Origin of the sequence: Pseudomonas sp. NBRC 111138, from assembly GCF_001320835.1 — a bacterium.
Taxonomy (GTDB): domain Bacteria; phylum Pseudomonadota; class Gammaproteobacteria; order Pseudomonadales; family Pseudomonadaceae; genus Aquipseudomonas; species Aquipseudomonas paracarnis.
Genome location: NZ_BCBO01000096.1, coordinates 66,812 through 84,788 on the forward strand (window position 1 = coordinate 66,812; position 17,977 = coordinate 84,788).

Genomic DNA, 17,977 nt, shown 5'->3' on the forward strand with positions numbered 1-17,977 from the left:
GTTTAATGACTGACGTTATCGACGGCAATGCTTTCGCCGCTGACATCGGCGTAGTGCGGTTGACGCTTGGCAATCAGCAGGTACAGCAACCCGGCAATGCCGGCGCCAAACAACCAGGAAAACGGCGAGACGCTGGCAAACCCCGGCAGCAGCGCCAGTAAGATGGCGATCACCGCCGCAGGAATAAACGCCGCCACGGCGCGCATATTCACGCCTCGGCTGTAGTAATAAATGCCTTGGGGGTCTTCGCTGTACAGCTGCGGCACATCCACCTGGCTTTTACGGATCAGCCAGTAATCGACCATGATCACCCCGTACAACGGCCCCAGCAGCGCGCCGAGGCCAGAGAGGAAATACACGATCACCAGTGGGCTGTTATAGAGGTTCCACGGCAGGATCAGCACGGCAACGAAGGCGCTGATCAGTCCGGCGCGGCGAAAGTTCAGGTAGTTGGGCGCCAGGTTGCTCAGCACAAAGGCCGGGGCGACGAAGTTGGCCATGATGTTCACCGCCACGGTGACGATCAGGAAGGCCAGGCAGCCGAGCACGAGAAAGAAGGTGTTGGGGATCGCCGCGATGATTTCGGTCGGGCTTTCGATCACGCGGCCATTGAGCTGGAACTGTCCGCCGCACAGCAGCACGGTGATGGCGGCGAACACCAGGATATTCACCGGCAGGCCCCAGAAGTTGCCGACCTGGATAGTCCTGCGGCAGGGTGAGGAACGGGCGAAGTCGCAGAAGTTGAGGATCAAGGTGCCGTAGATGGCCAGCCACAGCGCGCCGCCGGCAAAGATATTGCGCCACATCTCCCCGCCACTCAGGGGCTCGCGGATCGACCAGGCAATCTGCCCGTTCGCCTGGAAGTACATCCAGCCGGCCAGCGCAGCCACGGTCAACAGAATCACCGGCCCGGCGAAGCCTTCATAGCGACGTACCATTTCCATGCCATAGGCGAGGATCACCAACTGCACCAGCCATATTGCCACAAAGCACGCCCAACCCAGGGTCGATAGCCCAAGAATCGAGTCGTGGTCATAATCGGCAAACCCTGGATGAATGGCCGTCAGCAGCACGCGGAAAACTACCGAGGCCAGGTAGGTCTGGATCCCAAACCAGGCAATCGCAATTACCGCCCGAATCAACGCCGGAATCTGCGCCCCGTGAATGCCAAAACTGATGCGGCTGATAACCGGAAACGGCACACCGGTCTTCTGCCCCATGTAGCCCGACAAGTTCATGAAGAAGTACACCAGCGCCGCGCCGATCCCCAGGGACAGCAATATTTGCCAGCCGCCCAGGCCCAGTGCATAGAGCCCAATGGCGAATGAATAGTTGGCGATGTTGTGCACGTCATTGGTCCACAGCGCAAAGATGCTATAGCGCCCCCAGCGTCGGCCTTCGACCTTGGTGGGCGCCAGGTCCTTGTTGTGCAGGCGCGGGCTGAGTACCAGCGGGCCGGGGCCTGTGGCTGCAGGATTCAGGGTGGAGGAGGGCAGATCCAGTGCGAGGGTGTTCGAGAGACTTGTACGCATTCCGGCAGGCTCCAGCGCATCTGCAGCAAAGCGGCGGATGGCAAAGTGTATGTAGGTTTTGTATTGATTGTATACAAAGCGTACTTCTGCCTAAGCCATATGCGTGCCAATTCTCGATATATGAAAATCTTGGCTAATTTCGTTTTTATATAGGTCGCGAATAACTTACTGAATTACGGGCACTATAAGTTGACCGTTTGAACAGGTATTTATTTTTTCATTAATTGCAGGGTTATTTATATGCAGCGCCATTGGCGCAGGGAGATGTTACGTTTTGGTGCGTTGTACATTAAGTTGCACACAAAAATGGCACCTATGGTTACAAGGTTGTGTACAGGTTTACCCGACCCCCAAAGCAAATATCGCGTTATGTAGGAGCGAGCTTGCTCGCGAAAAACGTCAACGATAACGCGGGCTTCCTGAATAAACGCGGCGTCCGTGAGTTTTTCGCGAGCAAGCTCGCTCCTACAGAGGCGGTGGCATCGGAGGCTCAAGCCTTGCTGATGATATTCCCCGCATGCAGCCCGCATTCCTTCTGCGTGGCTTCTTCCCACCACCAGCGGCCTTCGCGCTCATGCTGGCGGGGCAGTACCGGCCGGGTGCAGGGCTCGCAGCCGATGCTGATGAAGCCGCGCTCATGCAGGCTGTTGTACGGCAGCTCCAGCATGCGGATGTAGCCCCAGACCTCTTCGCTGGTCATCTGCGCCAGCGGGTTGAACTTGTACAGGGTGCGTTCCGGTGTGGAGAACGCCGTGTCGATTTCCAGCGCCGCCACCTGGCTGCGAGTGCCGGGGCTCTGGTCGCGGCGCTGGCCGGTGGCCCAGGCGCTGACGCCTGCGAGTTTGCGGCGCAGCGGTTCGATCTTGCGGATGCCGCAGCATTCGCCATGGCCGTCCTTATAGAAGCTGAACAGGCCTTTCTCTTTGACGAAGGGCTCCAGCTTGCTCGGGTCTGGCGAGACCAGCTCGATGTCGATCTTGTAGAACTCACGCACCTGCTCGATAAACCGGTAGGTCTCCGGATGCAGGCGGCCGGTGTCGAGGCTGAACACCTTGACGTTCTTGTTCAGCTTCCAGGCCATGTCCACAAGGACCACATCCTCGGCACCGCTGAAGGAAATCCACAAGTCATCGCCGAACTGGCTGAACGCCAGCTTGAGAATGTCCTGGGCAGACTTGTTGGCATAAGTCGTGGCGAGTTCAACGACGTCGAAGGCTTGGTTCATCAGGACGGTTCCTACAGGTCAGTGGCGCTGAGCGCTCTCTAGGAGGGCGATGGTATCAAAAACTGTCCCGCGTTGCGGCGGCGGGCTTGAGTCGCTAGAGTTCGGCAGTCCTTTTGCTCGCTCAACTAACAATATCTAACAGGAGTGTCGTGTGGAAATTGCCTGCCTTGACCTGGAAGGGGTACTGGTTCCGGAAATCTGGATCGCCTTTGCCGAGAAAACCGGCATTGAGTCCCTGCGGGCCACCACCCGTGACATCCCCGACTACGACGTGCTGATGCAACAGCGCCTGCGCATCCTCGACGAGCATGGGCTCAAGCTGGCCGATATCCAGGCCGTTATCGCCACGCTCAAACCGCTGGACGGCGCCATTGAGTTCGTCAATTGGCTGCGCGAGCGCTTTCAGGTGGTGATCCTGTCCGACACCTTCTACGAGTTCTCCCAACCATTGATGCGCCAGTTAGGTTTCCCGACGTTGCTGTGCCACCGATTGATCACTGATGAAAACGACCGGGTGGTGAGCTACCAGTTGCGTCAGAAAGATCCCAAGCGCCAGTCGGTTTTGGCGTTCAAAAGCCTGTATTACCGCGTGATCGCTGCCGGTGACTCCTACAACGACACCACCATGCTGGGGGAAGCGGACCGTGGGATTCTGTTCCATGCGCCGGACAATGTGATTCGCGAATTCCCGCAGTTCCCGGCGGTGCATACGTTTGAAGACCTGAAGAAAGAGTTTATCAAGGCGTCGAATCGGCAGTTGAGCCTGTAAGTTATGCGGCGCGGCTGATTGCCCCATCGCAGGCAAGCCAGCTCCCACCTTTGACCATGTAACGTCAAACGACGCGGTCAACTGTGGGAGTCGGGCTTGCCTGCGATGGCGCCGTCACCGCCTTACCCTCGGCCAGCAAGCGCTCATAAGGAATACGCAAGCCTTCATGCAGACGCTTGATCATCGACAGGCTCAGCTTGCGCTTGTGGTTCAGCACCTCTGACACCCGCCCACTGGTGCCGATAAACGGCTCCAGATCGCGGGCGGTCATGCCCAATTGCTCCATGCGAAACTTGATAGCCTCTACCGGATCCGAAGGGGGCATGGGGTAATGCTCGGCTTCGTACTTCTCGATGAGGACTGCCAGGATTTCCAGCTCATCACCTTCAGGCGAGCCGGGTGGTGCTCCCCATACCTGCTCGACTCGTACGAGTGCCGCAGTCAGGTCTTCCTGGGAGTGAATAGGTTTGATGTTCATCACACAGTCTCCGCGTTGATCTGGTCGTACTGAGCATGGGTTCCCACGAACCGTATAAACCCTAGTTGTCGCTGGTAGTCGATCGCCATGATCACTCGATACTTGTTGCCGCCAACGTTGAACACGACCCTGCCACCCTTAAGAATGCTCGCTGTTCTGAGTTCGGCCTTGAGTGCTTGCGGTGTTGGATAATTGGCCTTTTCCATGTGCCGATACAACTCGACCAGCGGTGTTCTGGCGTCGCTATAAGCTGAATGGCTTTCCCAGAATATTCGTAGGGTAGATAGAGCGATTATCCGCATCGCTTCAACCTCCCGTTTTGGGAGATCATAGGTGCGATTGCGTGGATAGGCAAACTCGGAAATATTTCCAGACGAGGAGGTAGTCGCTTCATGTGATCCTTCACAGGTGGCGGGTGGACGGTCGCTCCGGACGCTATCTGCAAGCGTCTATCCCGTCCACAGCGGTTCTGATTCAGGCTTTTTCTATCGCATGGCGTTCTACTCGAACGCTAGGAAGGGGCTGTGCCCTACAGATTTTCCAACGTTTGTAACAACACACGCACCTTTGTCAGCGACTCCTGATACTCCGCCTGCCACTCTGAATCCGACACAATCCCGCCGCCACCCCAGCAACACACCTGCCCATCCTTGACCAGCAAGCTGCGAATCGCGATGGAGCTGTCCATTTCGCCGCGCACGTCCAGGTACACCAGCGAGCCGCAATACAACCCGCGGCGGGTGGGCTCCAGCTCATCGATGATCTGCATGGCGCGAATCTTTGGCGCGCCGGTAATGGAGCCGCCAGGGAAGCTGCCGGCTATCAGGTCGAGGGCGTCTTTGTCGTCGGCCAATATGCCAGTGACACTGCTCACCAGGTGGTGCACGTTGGGGTAGCTTTCCAGGCTGAACAGCTCCGGCACTTTCACTGAGCCGATTCGGCAACTGCGGCCGAGGTCGTTGCGCAGCAGGTCAACGATCATCAGGTTTTCTGCGCGGTCCTTGGGGCTGGCGAGCAGCTCAGCGGCGTTGGCAGCGTCCTCTTCCGGTGTCAAACCGCGAGGGCGGGTGCCCTTGATCGGGCGGGTTTCGACCTGGCCTTCGCTGATGCGCACGAAGCGCTCCGGCGACAGGCTCAGCACCGCGCCGTCATCGGGCAAACTCTGGAACCCGGAAAACGGCGTCGGGCAGGCTTCGCGCAGCGCGCAGTAGGCTGCCCATGGATCGCCGATGCACGGCGCACGAAAGCGTTGGGCAAAGTTGACCTGGTAGCAGTCGCCGGCCTGGATGTAATCCTGGATACGCAGGATGGCCTGCTGGTACGCATCCACGCTGAGGTCCGGCGCCATGGTGCCCTGGAGCTTGAAGGTGGTGGGGGTGTCACCTGTTGCATGACTGAACAGGGCGATCAGACGTTGCCGCTCGCTATCGGCCAGCACCGGGTGAAACACCAGTTGGCTGGTGTGCGCCAGGTGATCGCTGACCAGTGCCCAGGCATACAGCCCCAGGCGCGCATCCGGCAGATGCAGGTCGTCCACGGCCAGGCGCGAGACCTGTTCCAGGTGCCGGCCGAAGTCATAGCTCAAGTAACCGATCAAACCGCCGGCAAAGGGCAATTCAACGCCAGCAGGCAGGGCCGCCTCACCCAACTGCGCCAGGTTCTCGCGCAGGCGTTGCAGGAAATCGCTGCCGCGTTCATCCGGCCCAACCGTCAAGGTCGCTTCGGGCCAGGCGCTGAGCAGGTCATAACGCCCCCGCTCGGCAGCCGGGCGGCCGCTGTCGAGCAGCACCGCGCCAGGCGCATGGCGAATAGCCGCAAAGTACTCGGCGGGGTTGGCCCGGTAGGGTAAGGGGTAAACGGAGCAGGTCGACATGCGAGGGTGAATCAGCCAGTGGCGGGGGGGAGGGGATTGTAGTCCTCTGTAGGACTTGCTCCTAGAGGGGATGTCGGTGATAGCTCGATAGAGGGTATAGCCTGAGGGGCAACTGGCTTGTCAGAAAGCTATCGCAGGCAAGCCAGCTCCCACCTATCGAGCCCGGGCTTGCCTGCGCTGCGCTGCTTAGCCTTCAACCGGCGGAATATGCCCGAACATCTCCTGCACGAACTTCACCCGTTCCTCGGGGGGTTCTGTCACCCCGGCTGCCTTGAACTCTTCAAGCCGTGCCTCCACCGCATGGGTGCGCAAAGTCAGGCCGCAATCGTTGGCAATCTGGATGTTCAGCCCAGGCCGTGCGTTCAGCTCAAGGATCAGCGGGCCTTTTTCCTGGTCCAGCACCATGTCCACGCCGATATAACCCAGCCCGCACAGCTCATAGCAGCCGGCGGCGAGTTTCATGAAACCGTCCCAGTTGGGCAGTTGCACGCCATCCACCGCGTTGGTGGTGTCGGGGTGCTTGGTGATGATGTTGTTCAGCCAGGTGCCGCGCAGGGTCAGGCCGGTGGCCAGGTCTACACCCACGCCGATCGCGCCCTGGTGCAGGTTGGCCTTGCCGCCGGACTGGCGGGTGGGCAAGCGCAGCATCGCCATCACCGGGTAGCCCATCAGCACGATGATGCGGATGTCCGGCACGCCTTCATAGCTGATGCTTTTGAAGATCTGGTCGGGCACCACGCGGTACTCGATCAACGCGCGGTCGCGGTGGCCGCCGAGGGAATACAGGCCGGTGAGGATGCTGGAAATCTGGTGCTCGATCTCCTCATGGCTGATGATTTTGCCGGACACCGTGCGATAGCGCCCTTCAAACCGGTCGGCCACCACCAGGATGCCGTCGCCACCGGCGCCCTGGGCGGGCTTGATCACGAAGTCGCTGCGCCCACCGATAATGTCGTCGAGCTTGTCGATCTCCTTTTCGGTGGAGATTACCCCGTACATTTCCGGCACGTGGATGCCGGCCGCCAGGGCCCGTTCCTTGGTGATGATCTTGTCATCAACGATGGGGTACAGGCTGCGCTTGTTGTACTTGAGCACGTAGTCGGCATTACGCCGGTTAATGCCCATGATCCCCCGCGCTTCCAGGGCCTTCCAGGTCTTCCAGAAGCCGAACATCAAGAGTCAGCCTTCAGGAACGCCTTGAAACGCACCAGCTCGGTGAGGCGATAGCCGCGGTAGCGACCCATGGCCAGCATGAAGCCCACCAGGATCAACAGGATCGCCGGGAAGGTGAACACGAAGTAGACCAACTCCGGCACGCTCATGATCAGGTGCGCCAGGGACGCAGCGAACAGCGTGCCAATCGCCACTTTCAGCGCATGGTTGGCGCCGCGTTCTTCCCAGGTAATCGAGAGGCGTTCGATGGTCATGGTCAGGATCACCATCGGGAACAGCGCCACCGACAAGCCGCGCTCCAGCCCCAATTTGTGGCTGAACAGGCTGATGGCGGCAATCAGCACCACCACGAAGGTCAGCACCACCGACAGCCTTGGCAGCATTTGCAGTTTCAAGTGTTCCAGGTACGACCGGAGCGACAGGCCCAGTGCCGTGATGATCGTGAACAGCACAATCCCGAAGCCCAACTGGGTCTCGCGGAATGCCAGGGCGATCAGTACGGGGGTGAAGGTGCCCAGGGTCTGCAGGCCGATGAGGTTGCGCAGGATCAAGATCACCAGCACGCCTATCGGGATCATCACCATGATCATGAAGGTCTGCTGGGTTTGCAGCGGCAGGCCGTACAGCGAGTATTCGAGGAAGTTGGCGTCGGTGTTTTCGTCCGTCAGCTTGGCCAGGCGGATGGCGTTCATCTCACTGTTGTTCAGGCTGAAGGTCACCATGGCTTTCTTGCCGCCATCGACGGTGATCAGGTTTTCATCGCCGGTCCACCACAGCAGGCGGTCGGCGGGCAGGCCCTGTTCACCAGTCTCCGGGTTGAAGTACAGCCAGTCGTTGCCGTTGAAACTGCGCAGCCACAGTTCCGGGGTTTGCGGCTGGTCGGCCACCAGGCGGATGGTGTGGACTTTCTCTACCGGCACGTGGGCGATGGACAGCAGCAGTTCGACGATCTTGGCTTTGTGCGGTGTCGAGGGGTCGCCGGCCAGCAGCAACTTCACATTGTCGTCGTTGAGGTTGTTGGTGCGCTTGATGGCTTCACTGATAAAGGTCTCGACGTCGGCCGAGTGCTGGCGGATCGGGGCCAGCAAGGCTTCGGCGGCGATCTTCTCGGGGCCTTCCACGGCGATGCTGTCGCGGAAGGTCGGGCCTTTGATCTTGACCTTTTCGCCGCTGTAGCGCTTGGTCAGCACCAGGCGGTAATAGAGGGTCTGGTTGCCCTTGGCCCGACGCGCCGACCAGGTGACCTTGCGGTTGCCGTCGATGCGGTTGACGCTCACCCCGTAGTTGTTCGAGATAAAGCTCTCATTGAGGCTGACGAAGTCGCGGCTCAAGGGCGGCACGAACATCTGGATCTTGACCGGGTCTTTCGGGTTGGCGACGAACTCGACCTTGGCGTCGATGTTCCACAAGTCGTCGGTGGCATCTTCGGTGACGGGAATTCCCAGCACGAAGATCTGATAAGCGGTGACCGAAATGCCCAGCACCACCAGCAAGGTGATCAGGATTTTCAGGTGCAGGGTCAGAGAGTGCATTCGGTTTACTCGGCGGTATTAAGCGTCGGCGGCGCAGGCGGGTTTGCCTGCTGCATATTTAAGACTGGGGTCGACCAGCGCATCAAAGCGTTTCAAGGCTTCGGAGCCAATCAGCAGCGGGTATTGGAATGCGCTGCGGTCAGTCAAGTTCACTTCGATGCTGCGTAAAGCACTGCCCATGCAGATATCCAGCGCAATCACTGGGCGGGCGGTGTAGTTCTTGTCCTCATCGGGGTCGTAGTCGCCGGCGCGGCGCTTGATCTTGCTGACACGCGCCAGGGGCAGTTCGATGGGGTGGGAATGGGCGGTGTCGATGGCCAGGTAGAAGCGTACCCAGGATTCGCCATTGCGCTTGAAGCGCTTGATATCGCGGGCACTCAACGAGGCGGTCTTGGCGCCGGTGTCGAGTTTGGCCGCCACTTCCAGGTCGATACCCGCAAGCTTGGCGTATTCATTCAGGCCGTACACGGTCTTCTCGGCGCCAGCGCCAAGGCTCGGTATGCACAGCAGGCACATCACTAGTAGGTAAGGCTTGAGTCTCATAAATCCTGAGGCAGGGCAGTGCACTGTTCATTTCATGGGGACTGGCATTGCTGCGCAATCTCGGGTGCGCCCTTTCATCATTTGATGTCAGGCAAAAGCGGCGGGCATTCTAACATGATGCTTTTTTGGCGCCAGCGCTGGCAGGCGGCCATGCCTTGGCAAGCGAATGAGGGGGTTATTAGACGATTGTCGACAATATGCATTTATTCTTTGACTGCGAGAGGCTTATTGGCTAGTTTTTGCGGCATAGATTTTAAAGGTGTCGACAATATGTTGGAGCAACTGGAAAAACCAGCGGTGGCACCAGACGATTCCCAGACCATGTCAGAGAACGTCTTCCGGCGTATCCAGGCCGCCATCGTCAAAGGCGAAATCGCCCCCGGCAGCAAGATTTCCGAGCCGGAGCTGGCGCGCACCTACGGCATCAGTCGCGGCCCGCTGCGCGAAGCGATCCATCGCCTGGAAGGCCAGCGCCTGCTGGTGCGGGTGCCTCATGTTGGCGCACGCGTGGTGTCTTTGAGTCATGCCGAGCTGGTCGAACTGTATGAGATTCGCGAGTCCCTGGAGGGCATGGCCTGTCGCCTGGCCGCCGAGCGCATGACTGACGCAGAGATCGAGGAGCTGCGCCAGGTGTTGCACACCCACGAACGGGATGCGGCGTTCCAGGCCGGTGTCGGCTATTACCAGCAGGAAGGCGACTTCGATTTTCACTACCGCATCATTCAAGGTGCCGGTAACCGCACCCTCACCCAAATGCTCTGCGGCGAGCTGTATCAACTGGTGCGCATGTACCGCATCCAGTTCTCCGCCACCCCCAATCGTCCACGCCAGGCCTTTGCCGAGCATCACCGCATTCTGGACGCGATTGCCGATCGCGACGGTGAACTGGCCGAACTGTTGATGCGCCGGCATATCGGCGCCTCCAAACGCAACATTGCCCGTCACTTCCCGGACGGTGCGCCTTCATCACGAGGTGAGTCATGAGTTCCAACAACAACAGCACTCCCGGCCAGCGTTTCCGTGACGCCGTCGCCAGTGAACAGCCCTTGCAAGTGGTGGGCGCCATCAACGCCAACCATGCGCTGTTGGCCAAGCGCGCCGGCTTCAAGGCGATTTATCTGTCAGGTGGCGGTGTAGCCGCCGGCTCCCTCGGCGTGCCGGACCTGGGTATCACCGGCCTGGATGACGTGCTCACCGACGTGCGCCGCATTACCGACGTGTGCGACCTGCCGCTGCTGGTGGACGTGGACACCGGTTTCGGCTCCTCGGCGTTCAACGTGGCGCGTACCGTCAAGTCGATGATCAAGTTCGGCGCCGCCGCCATCCATATCGAAGACCAGGTGGGCGCCAAGCGCTGCGGTCATCGCCCCAACAAAGAAATCGTGTCCCAGCAGGAAATGGTCGACCGCATCAAGGCCGCCGTGGATGCGCGCACCGATGACAGCTTCGTGATCATGGCGCGTACCGACGCCCTGGCAGTCGAGGGCCTGGAGTCCGCCCTGGAGCGTGCAGCCGCGTGCATCGAGGCCGGTGCCGACATGGTATTCCCGGAAGCCATCACTGAACTGGAGATGTACAAGCTGTTCGCCTCCCGCGTGAAGGCGCCGATCCTGGCGAACATCACCGAGTTTGGCGCCACACCGCTGTACACCACCGAACAGTTGAAATCTGCGGATGTATCCATTGTGCTGTACCCGCTCTCGGCCTTCCGTGCCATGAACAAGGCCGCCGAGAATGTCTACACCGCGATTCGTCGCGACGGTACCCAGCAGAACGTGATCGACACCATGCAAACGCGCATGGAGCTTTACGATCGCATCGACTACCACACCTTCGAGCAGAAGCTCGACGCGCTGTTCGCCGCGAAAAAGTAATTGCACTGTAGGAGCGAGCTTGCTCGCGAAGATCGCCAACGATAACGCGAGAAACCTGGAGAAACGCGATGCCCTTGCGTTTTTCGCGAGCAAGCTCGCTCCTACAGGGTGTGAGCTGGACGGCTCCCTGAATAATTACAAAATTGGAGAAGAACCATGGCTGAAGCAAAAGTATTGAGTGGTGCTGGCCTGCGTGGCCAGGTCGCCGGGCAGACTGCACTGTCCACCGTGGGCCAGGCCGGCGCCGGCCTGACCTACCGTGGCTACGACGTACGCGAACTGGCCGCTGACGCCCAGTTTGAAGAAGTCGCCTACCTGCTGCTGTACGGTGAATTGCCAACCCAGGCAGAACTGGCCGCGTACAGCGACAAGCTGAGCAAACTGCGTGACTTGCCCCAGGCCCTGAAAGAAGTGCTCGAACGCATCCCCGCCGACGCCCACCCGATGGACGTGATGCGCACCGGGTGCTCGTTCCTGGGCAATATCGAGCCGGAGAAAGACTTCAGCGTGCAGCGCGATGTCACCGACCGCCTGCTCGCCGCGTTCCCGGCGATCATGTGCTACTGGTATCGCTTCAGCCACGACGGCCAGCGCATCGACTGCGTGACCGACGAGCCGAGCATCGGTGGCCACTTCCTGCACCTGCTGCATGGCAAGAAGCCGAGCGAGCTGCACGTCAAAGTGATGAACGTGTCACTGATCCTCTACGCCGAACACGAATTCAACGCTTCGACCTTCACCGCACGGGTGTGTGCATCGACATTGTCCGACCTGTATTCCTGCGTCACCGCTGCCATCGGCTCCCTGCGCGGCCCGCTGCATGGCGGTGCCAACGAAGCGGCGATGGAAATGATCGAGCGTTTCTCCTCGGCCCAGGAAGCGGTTGAAGGCACCCTTGGCATGTTGGCGCGCAAAGACAAGATCATGGGCTTTGGCCACGCGATCTATAAAGACAGCGATCCGCGCAATGAGGTGATCAAGGGCTGGTCGAAAAAACTCGCTGACGAAGTGGGCGACACCGTGTTGTTCCCGGTCTCCGAAGCCATCGACAAGACCATGTGGGAACAGAAGAAGCTGTTTCCCAACGCCGATTTCTACCATGCCTCGGCGTACCACTTCATGGGCATCCCGACCAAGTTGTTCACGCCGATCTTCGTATGCTCGCGCCTGACCGGCTGGGCTGCGCATGTGTTCGAGCAGCGCGCCAACAACCGCATCATCCGTCCAAGCGCCGAGTACACCGGCGTTGAGCAGCGCAAGTTCGTGCCAATCGAACGTCGCTGAATGGGATGGGCTGTGCCCGCTGGCTCATGTGCTTGTTTGTGGGAGCTGGCTTGCCTGCGATGGCATCACTGTGGTGTGACAGGTACACCGAGGTGATGCCATCGCAGGCAAGCCAGCTCCCACAGGAAACAAAGCCAGTGTCGACAGCTCACCTTTCGAACTTACCGTGACCGAGTCCTGACGATGAACACTGAATTTCGCAAACCACTCCCCGGCAGCCGCCTGGATTTCTTCGACGCCCGTGCGGCGGTCGAGGCAATCACCCCCGGCGCCTACGCCACGCTGCCCTACACCTCGCGCGTGCTCGCCGAGAACCTGGTGCGCCGTTGCGACCCGGCCACCCTCGACGCGTCCCTGAGCCAACTGATCGAGCGCAAGCGCGACCTCGACTTCCCGTGGTTCCCGGCCCGCGTGGTGTGCCATGACATCCTCGGCCAGACCGCTCTTGTCGACCTCGCCGGCCTGCGCGATGCCATCGCCCAGCAAGGCGGCGACCCGGCGCAGGTCAACCCGGTGGTGCCCACCCAACTGATCGTCGACCACTCCCTGGCCGTCGAGGCCGGTGGCTTTGACCCGCAAGCCTTCGAAAAAAACCGCGCCATTGAAGACCGTCGCAACGAAGACCGCTTCCACTTTATCGAGTGGACCAAAAAGGCCTTCAAGAACGTCGATGTGATCCCGCCGGGCAACGGCATCATGCACCAGATCAACCTGGAGAAAATGTCCCCGGTGATTCAAGTGCGTGACGGTGTGGCCTTCCCGGACACCTGTGTTGGCACCGACAGCCATACCCCCCACGTGGATGCCCTGGGCGTGATCGCCATCGGCGTCGGTGGCCTGGAAGCCGAGAGCGTGATGCTCGGCCGTGCGTCGTGGATGCGCCTGCCGGAAAGCGTGGGCGTGGAATTGACCGGCAAGCTGCAACCGGGCATCACCGCCACCGATATGGTGCTGGCGCTCACCGAATTCCTGCGCCAGCAAAAGGTGGTCGGCGCCTGGCTGGAGTTCTTCGGCGAAGGGGCTTCGGCACTGACCTTGGGTGACCGTGCCACCATCTCCAACATGGCCCCGGAGTACGGCGCCACCGCCGCGATGTTCTACATCGACGCGCAAACCATTGCCTACCTCAAACTCACCGGTCGCGAAGACGAACAAGTCGCCCTGGTCGAGCAATATGCACGCCACACTGGCCTGTGGGCAGACGACCTGAAAGGCGCGCAGTACGAGCGCAGCCTGAGCTTCGACCTCTCCAGCGTCGTGCGCAACATGGCCGGCCCGAGCAACCCCCATGCCCGCCTGGCCACCCGCGACCTGGCGTCAAAAGGCATTGCCGGCCAATGGGATGACGTGCCGGGGCAAATGCCCGACGGCGCGGTGATCATTGCGGCCATCACCAGTTGCACCAACACCAGCAACCCGCGCAACGTGATCGCCGCCGGCCTGTTGGCACGCAACGCCAACAAGCTGGGGCTGACCCGCAAACCGTGGGTCAAGTCGTCCCTGGCGCCGGGCTCGAAAACCGTGGCCATGTACCTGGAAGAAGCCGGACTGGGCCATGAGCTGGAAAAGCTCGGCTTTGGCGTGGTGGCCTTTGCCTGCACCACCTGCAACGGCATGTCCGGCGCGCTCGACCCGGTGATCCAGCAAGAGATCATCGACCGCGACCTGTACGCCACCGCAGTGTTGTCGGGTAACCGCAACTTTGACGGGCGCATTCACCCCTACGCCAAGCAAGCCTTCCTGGCGTCGCCGCCGCTGGTGGTGGCTTATGCGATTGCCGGTACCATCCGTTTCGATATCGAGAAGGACGTGCTCGGCCTGGACGCCGACGGCAAGGAAATCCGCCTGCAAGACATCTGGCCGAGCGATGACGAGATCGACGCGGTGGTCAAGGCTTCGGTGAAACCCGAGCAATTCCGTGTGGTGTATATCCCGATGTTCGCCATCCACGAAGACACCGGGCCCAAGGTCACGCCGCTGTACGACTGGCGCCCACAAAGCACCTATATCCGCCGCCCGCCGTACTGGGAAGGCGCGCTGGCCGGCGCACGGCCGCTCAAGGGCATGCGCCCATTGGCGGTGCTGCCGGACAACATCACCACTGACCACTTGTCGCCGTCCAACGCGATCATGCCGGACAGCGCCGCCGGTGAATACCTGGCGAAAATGGGCTTGCCGGAAGTCGACTTCAACTCCTACGCGACCCACAGGGGTGACCATTTGACGGCGCAGCGCGCCACCTTCGCCAACCCGAAACTGTTCAACGAAATGGTGCAGGAAAACGGCAAGGTCAAGCAGGGCTCTCTTGCGCGTATCGAGCCGGAAGGCAAGGTCACGCGGATGTGGGAAGCGATTGAAACCTACATGGAACGCAAACAGCCGTTGATCATCATCGCGGGCGCCGACTATGGCCAGGGCTCGTCCCGTGACTGGGCGGCCAAGGGCGTACGTCTGGCCGGTGTGGAAGCCATTGCCGCCGAAGGCTTCGAGCGTATCCACCGCACCAACCTGGTGGGCATGGGCGTGTTGCCCTTGGAGTTCCTGCCGGGCACCGACCGCCACACCCTGCAAATCGACGGCAGTGAAACCTATGACGTGGTCGGCGAGCGCACCCCGCGTGCGCAACTGACCCTGGTGATCAACCGCAAGAATGGCGAACGTGTCGAGGTGCCAGTGACCTGCCGCCTGGACACCGCCGAAGAAGTGTCGATCTACGAGGCCGGTGGCGTGTTGCAACGTTTCGCCCAGGACTTCCTGGAATCAAAGGCGACCGCCTGAAGAGGATAACCATGGCACACGTAGCGCAAATCAAGATCCCCGCCACCTACATGCGTGGCGGCACCAGCAAGGGCGTGTTCTTCAGCCTCCAGGACCTGCCCGCAGCGGCGCAGGTGCCGGGCCCTGCACGCGACGCCTTGTTGCTGCGGGTGATTGGCAGCCCCGACCCCTATGACAAGCAGATCGACGGCATGGGTGGGGCCACCTCGAGCACCAGCAAGACCGTGATCCTGGCCAAAAGCAGCCGCGCCGATCACGACGTGGATTACCTGTTTGGCCAGGTCTCCATCGACAAGCCATTTGTCGATTGGAGCGGCAACTGCGGCAACCTGTCGGCGGCGGTGGGTTCGTTCGCCATCAGTGCCGGCCTGGTCGATGCGGCCCGCGTGCCCCATAACGGCGTGGCCGTGGTGCGGGTGTGGCAGGCCAATATCGGCAAGAGCATCATCGCCCACGTGCCGATCACTGACGGCGCGGTGCAGGAAACCGGCGACTTTGAACTGGACGGCGTGACCTTCCCGGCCGCCGAAGTGCAGTTGGAATTCATGGACCCGGCGGCGGAAGAAGAGGGCGGTGGTGGTTCGATGTTCCCCACCGGCAACCTCGTCGACGACCTGGAGGTGCCCGGCGTCGGTACCTTCAAGGCCACGTTGATCAACGCCGGTATTCCGACGATTTTCATCAATGCCCAAGACCTGGGCTACACCGGTACCGAGCTGCAAGGCGCGATCAACAGCGACCCCAAGGCCCTGGCGATGTTCGAGACCGTGCGGGCGTATGGCGCGTTGCGCATGGGCCTGATCCAACACCTGGACGAAGCCGCCCAGCGCCAGCACACGCCCAAGGTGGCGTTCGTCGCCAAGCCAGCCGATTACGTGGCCTCCAGCGGCAAGGCGATCAAGGCCGGCGATGTGGACCTGCTGGTGCGCGCCTTGTCGATGGGCAAACTGCACCACGCGATGATGGGCACTGCGGCGGTGGCGATTGGCACCGCCGCGGCGATTTCCGGCACCTTGGTCAACCTGGCGGCGGGCGGCGTAGAGCGCAATGCCGTGCGCTTCGGGCACCCGTCCGGCACCTTGCGTGTGGGGGCCGAGGCCAGCCAGGTGGACGGTGAATGGGTGGTGAAAAAAGCCATTATGAGCCGCAGTGCGCGGGTGTTGATGGAAGGCTACGTACGCATCCCCGGCGACGCCTTTTAGCTTGAACGTTCCCACGCTCCGCGTGGGAACGCCGCCTGGGACGCTCTGCGTCCTGCTGTGACGCAGAGCGTCACGGAATGCATTCCCACGCGGAGCGTGGGAACGATCAACATCAACCTTGACCTTGAGGAACAACCCCACCTTTTAGGAGAACTGCCATGAGCGCCAACGTCGACCAGAACAACCGCCCCGACTACGACCCGGTTTTGCAGGGCATCGCCGACTACGTCCTCAACTACCGCATTGACTCCCAGGACGCCCTGGATACCGCCCGCAACTGCCTGATGGACACCCTCGGCTGTGGCCTGCTGGCCCTGCGCTTCCCCGAGTGCACCAAGCACCTGGGGCCGATGGTAGAGGGTACCGTGGTGCCGTTCGGTGCACGGGTGCCGGGCACTTCGTTTCGCCTGGACCCGGTCAAGGCCGCCTGGGATATCGGTTGCATCGTGCGCTGGCTCGACTACAACGACACCTGGCTTGCCGCCGAATGGGGCCACCCTTCAGACAATCTTGGCGGCATCCTCGCCGTGGCCGATCACCTGTCGCAAAAGCGCCTGGCCAATGGCGACGCGTCGCTGACCGTGCGTGCAGTGCTGGAAGCGATGATCATGGCTCACGAAATCCAAGGCGTGATTGCCTTGGAGAATTCCTTCAACCGGGTAGGCCTCGACCATGTGTTGCTGGTGAAAGTCGCTACCACGGCGGTCACCGCCAAGCTGATGGGCGCCAACCGCGAGCAGTTGCTATCGGCGTTGTCCCACGCTTTTGTCGATGGTCAGGCGCTGCGCACCTATCGTCATGCACCGAATGCCGGCTCGCGCAAATCCTGGGCGGCGGGCGATGCGTCGAGCCGCGGCGTGCGCCTGGCAGACATCGCCCTGCGTGGCGAAATGGGCATCCCCGGCGTGTTGAGTGCGCCGCAGTGGGGCTTCTATGACGTGCTGTTCAGCCACACCAACAAGGACCTGGCGCTCAAGCCCGAGGACAAGCGAGCTTTCAGCCTGCCCCAAGCCTACGGCACCTATGTGATGGAAAACGTGCTGTTCAAGATCAGCTTTCCGGCCGAGTTTCACGCGCAAACCGCCTGTGAAGCGGCAGTCGCCCTGCATCCGCAGGTCAAGCATCGTTTACATGAAATCGACCGTATCGTGATCACTACCCATGAGTCGGCGATTCGCATTATTTCCAAGGTCGGCCCATTGGCGAATGCCGCCGATCGCGACCACTGCCTGCAATACATGACCGCCGTGCCCTTGGCGTTCGGCAATCTGGTGGCCGAGCAGTATGAAGATGATTTCCACGCGGCCCACCCGATCATCGATGAGCTGCGCGACAAGATGGTCGTCATCGAAGACCCGCGCTACAGCCGCGAATACCTGGAGGCCGACAAGCGCTCGATTGCCAACGCGGTGCAGGTGTTTTTCACGGATGGCACCTGCACCGAGCAGGTGGTGGTGGAGTACCCGATTGGCCATCGCCGCCGTCGGGTGGACGGCATTCCACTGCTGGAAGACAAGTTCAAGGCCAACCTGGCCACGCGGTTCACCGCGCAACGCAGCGCCGAAATCTTTGCGTTGTGCAAGGATCAGGCACGGCTTGAGGCTACTCCAGTCAACCGTTTCATGGACCTGCTCACTATCTGAAAAACAGCACAGTCACTGTAGGAGCGAGCTTGCTCGCGAAAAACGTCAACGATGCCGCGTGCTTCCTGAGT

At 60.7% G+C, this 17,977-nt stretch carries 15 protein-coding genes; 7 read left to right on the forward strand and 8 right to left on the reverse strand.

Annotation, left to right across the window (positions count from 1 at the left end; genetic code table 11):
• Positions 1-2 precede the first annotated feature (2 nt).
• Positions 3-1,532 (reverse strand): NCS1 family nucleobase:cation symporter-1, encoded by a 1,530-nt coding sequence (locus tag APH41_RS18510; RefSeq protein ID WP_054920609.1) that lies wholly within the window; start codon positions 1,530-1,532, stop codon positions 3-5.
• A gap of 490 nt (positions 1,533-2,022) precedes the next feature.
• Positions 2,023-2,757 (reverse strand): phosphoadenylyl-sulfate reductase, encoded by a 735-nt coding sequence (locus APH41_RS18515; RefSeq protein ID WP_054920611.1) that lies wholly within the window; start codon positions 2,755-2,757, stop codon positions 2,023-2,025.
• A gap of 151 nt (positions 2,758-2,908) precedes the next feature.
• On the opposite strand from APH41_RS18515, the gene thrH reads away from it, so the two are divergent.
• Complete coding sequence (gene thrH / locus APH41_RS18520) at positions 2,909-3,526, forward strand: bifunctional phosphoserine phosphatase/homoserine phosphotransferase ThrH (RefSeq protein WP_054920615.1); 618 nt, start codon at positions 2,909-2,911, stop codon at positions 3,524-3,526.
• A 64-nt stretch (positions 3,527-3,590) separates the two neighbouring features.
• On the opposite strand, the gene APH41_RS18525 is transcribed toward thrH, so the two are convergent.
• The 6 genes from APH41_RS18525 to APH41_RS18550 form a co-directional block, all read right to left on the reverse strand.
• On the reverse strand, positions 3,591-4,004 hold the full coding sequence (locus APH41_RS18525; protein ID WP_054920618.1) for a type II toxin-antitoxin system HigA family antitoxin: 414 nt from the start codon (positions 4,002-4,004) through the stop codon (positions 3,591-3,593).
• Entirely contained in the window at positions 4,004-4,306 is a 303-nt protein-coding gene (locus tag APH41_RS18530) for a type II toxin-antitoxin system HigB family toxin (RefSeq protein ID WP_054920621.1), read from the reverse strand. The genes APH41_RS18525 and APH41_RS18530 overlap by 1 nt, the downstream gene beginning before the upstream one ends.
• A gap of 227 nt (positions 4,307-4,533) precedes the next feature.
• Positions 4,534-5,877 (reverse strand): aminodeoxychorismate synthase component I, encoded by a 1,344-nt coding sequence (pabB, locus tag APH41_RS18535; protein ID WP_054920624.1) that lies wholly within the window; start codon positions 5,875-5,877, stop codon positions 4,534-4,536.
• Between the two features lie 186 nt (positions 5,878-6,063).
• The gene (locus APH41_RS18540; protein WP_054920626.1) at positions 6,064-7,050 is read right to left on the reverse strand and encodes an alpha-L-glutamate ligase-like protein; all 987 of its coding nucleotides are present in this window, start codon (positions 7,048-7,050) and stop codon (positions 6,064-6,066) included.
• Entirely contained in the window at positions 7,050-8,582 is a 1,533-nt protein-coding gene (locus tag APH41_RS18545) for an inactive transglutaminase family protein (RefSeq protein WP_054920628.1), read from the reverse strand. The genes APH41_RS18540 and APH41_RS18545 overlap by 1 nt, the downstream gene beginning before the upstream one ends.
• Before the next feature lie 18 nt (positions 8,583-8,600).
• Positions 8,601-9,125 carry an ATP-dependent zinc protease gene (locus APH41_RS18550; RefSeq protein WP_014719501.1) on the reverse strand — a complete coding sequence of 175 codons (525 nt, stop codon included), beginning with the start codon at positions 9,123-9,125 and terminating at the stop codon, positions 8,601-8,603.
• Positions 9,126-9,395: 270 nt separating this feature from the next.
• Between APH41_RS18550 and APH41_RS18555 the strand changes: the two genes are divergently transcribed.
• The 6 genes from APH41_RS18555 to prpD all read left to right on the forward strand — a co-directional run bounded on the left by APH41_RS18555 (position 9,396) and on the right by prpD (position 17,906).
• Positions 9,396-10,109 (forward strand): GntR family transcriptional regulator, encoded by a 714-nt coding sequence (locus tag APH41_RS18555; protein WP_003193321.1) that lies wholly within the window; start codon positions 9,396-9,398, stop codon positions 10,107-10,109.
• Positions 10,106-10,999, forward strand: a complete 894-nt coding sequence (gene prpB, locus APH41_RS18560) for a methylisocitrate lyase (RefSeq protein WP_003193320.1) — start codon at positions 10,106-10,108, stop codon at positions 10,997-10,999. Before APH41_RS18555 ends, prpB begins: the two co-directional genes overlap by 4 nt.
• Positions 11,000-11,155: 156 nt before the next feature.
• Positions 11,156-12,283 (forward strand): 2-methylcitrate synthase, encoded by a 1,128-nt coding sequence (gene prpC, locus APH41_RS18565; RefSeq protein ID WP_054920630.1) that lies wholly within the window; start codon positions 11,156-11,158, stop codon positions 12,281-12,283.
• 183 nt (positions 12,284-12,466) lie between these two features.
• Positions 12,467-15,061 carry a Fe/S-dependent 2-methylisocitrate dehydratase AcnD gene (acnD, locus tag APH41_RS18570; protein ID WP_054920633.1) on the forward strand — a complete coding sequence of 865 codons (2,595 nt, stop codon included), beginning with the start codon at positions 12,467-12,469 and terminating at the stop codon, positions 15,059-15,061.
• A gap of 11 nt (positions 15,062-15,072) precedes the next feature.
• On the forward strand, positions 15,073-16,263 hold the full coding sequence (gene prpF, locus APH41_RS18575; RefSeq protein ID WP_054920636.1) for a 2-methylaconitate cis-trans isomerase PrpF: 1,191 nt from the start codon (positions 15,073-15,075) through the stop codon (positions 16,261-16,263).
• 158 nt (positions 16,264-16,421) lie between these two features.
• On the forward strand, positions 16,422-17,906 hold the full coding sequence (prpD, locus tag APH41_RS18580; RefSeq protein WP_054920639.1) for a 2-methylcitrate dehydratase: 1,485 nt from the start codon (positions 16,422-16,424) through the stop codon (positions 17,904-17,906).
• The last annotated feature ends 71 nt before the right edge of the window (positions 17,907-17,977 follow it).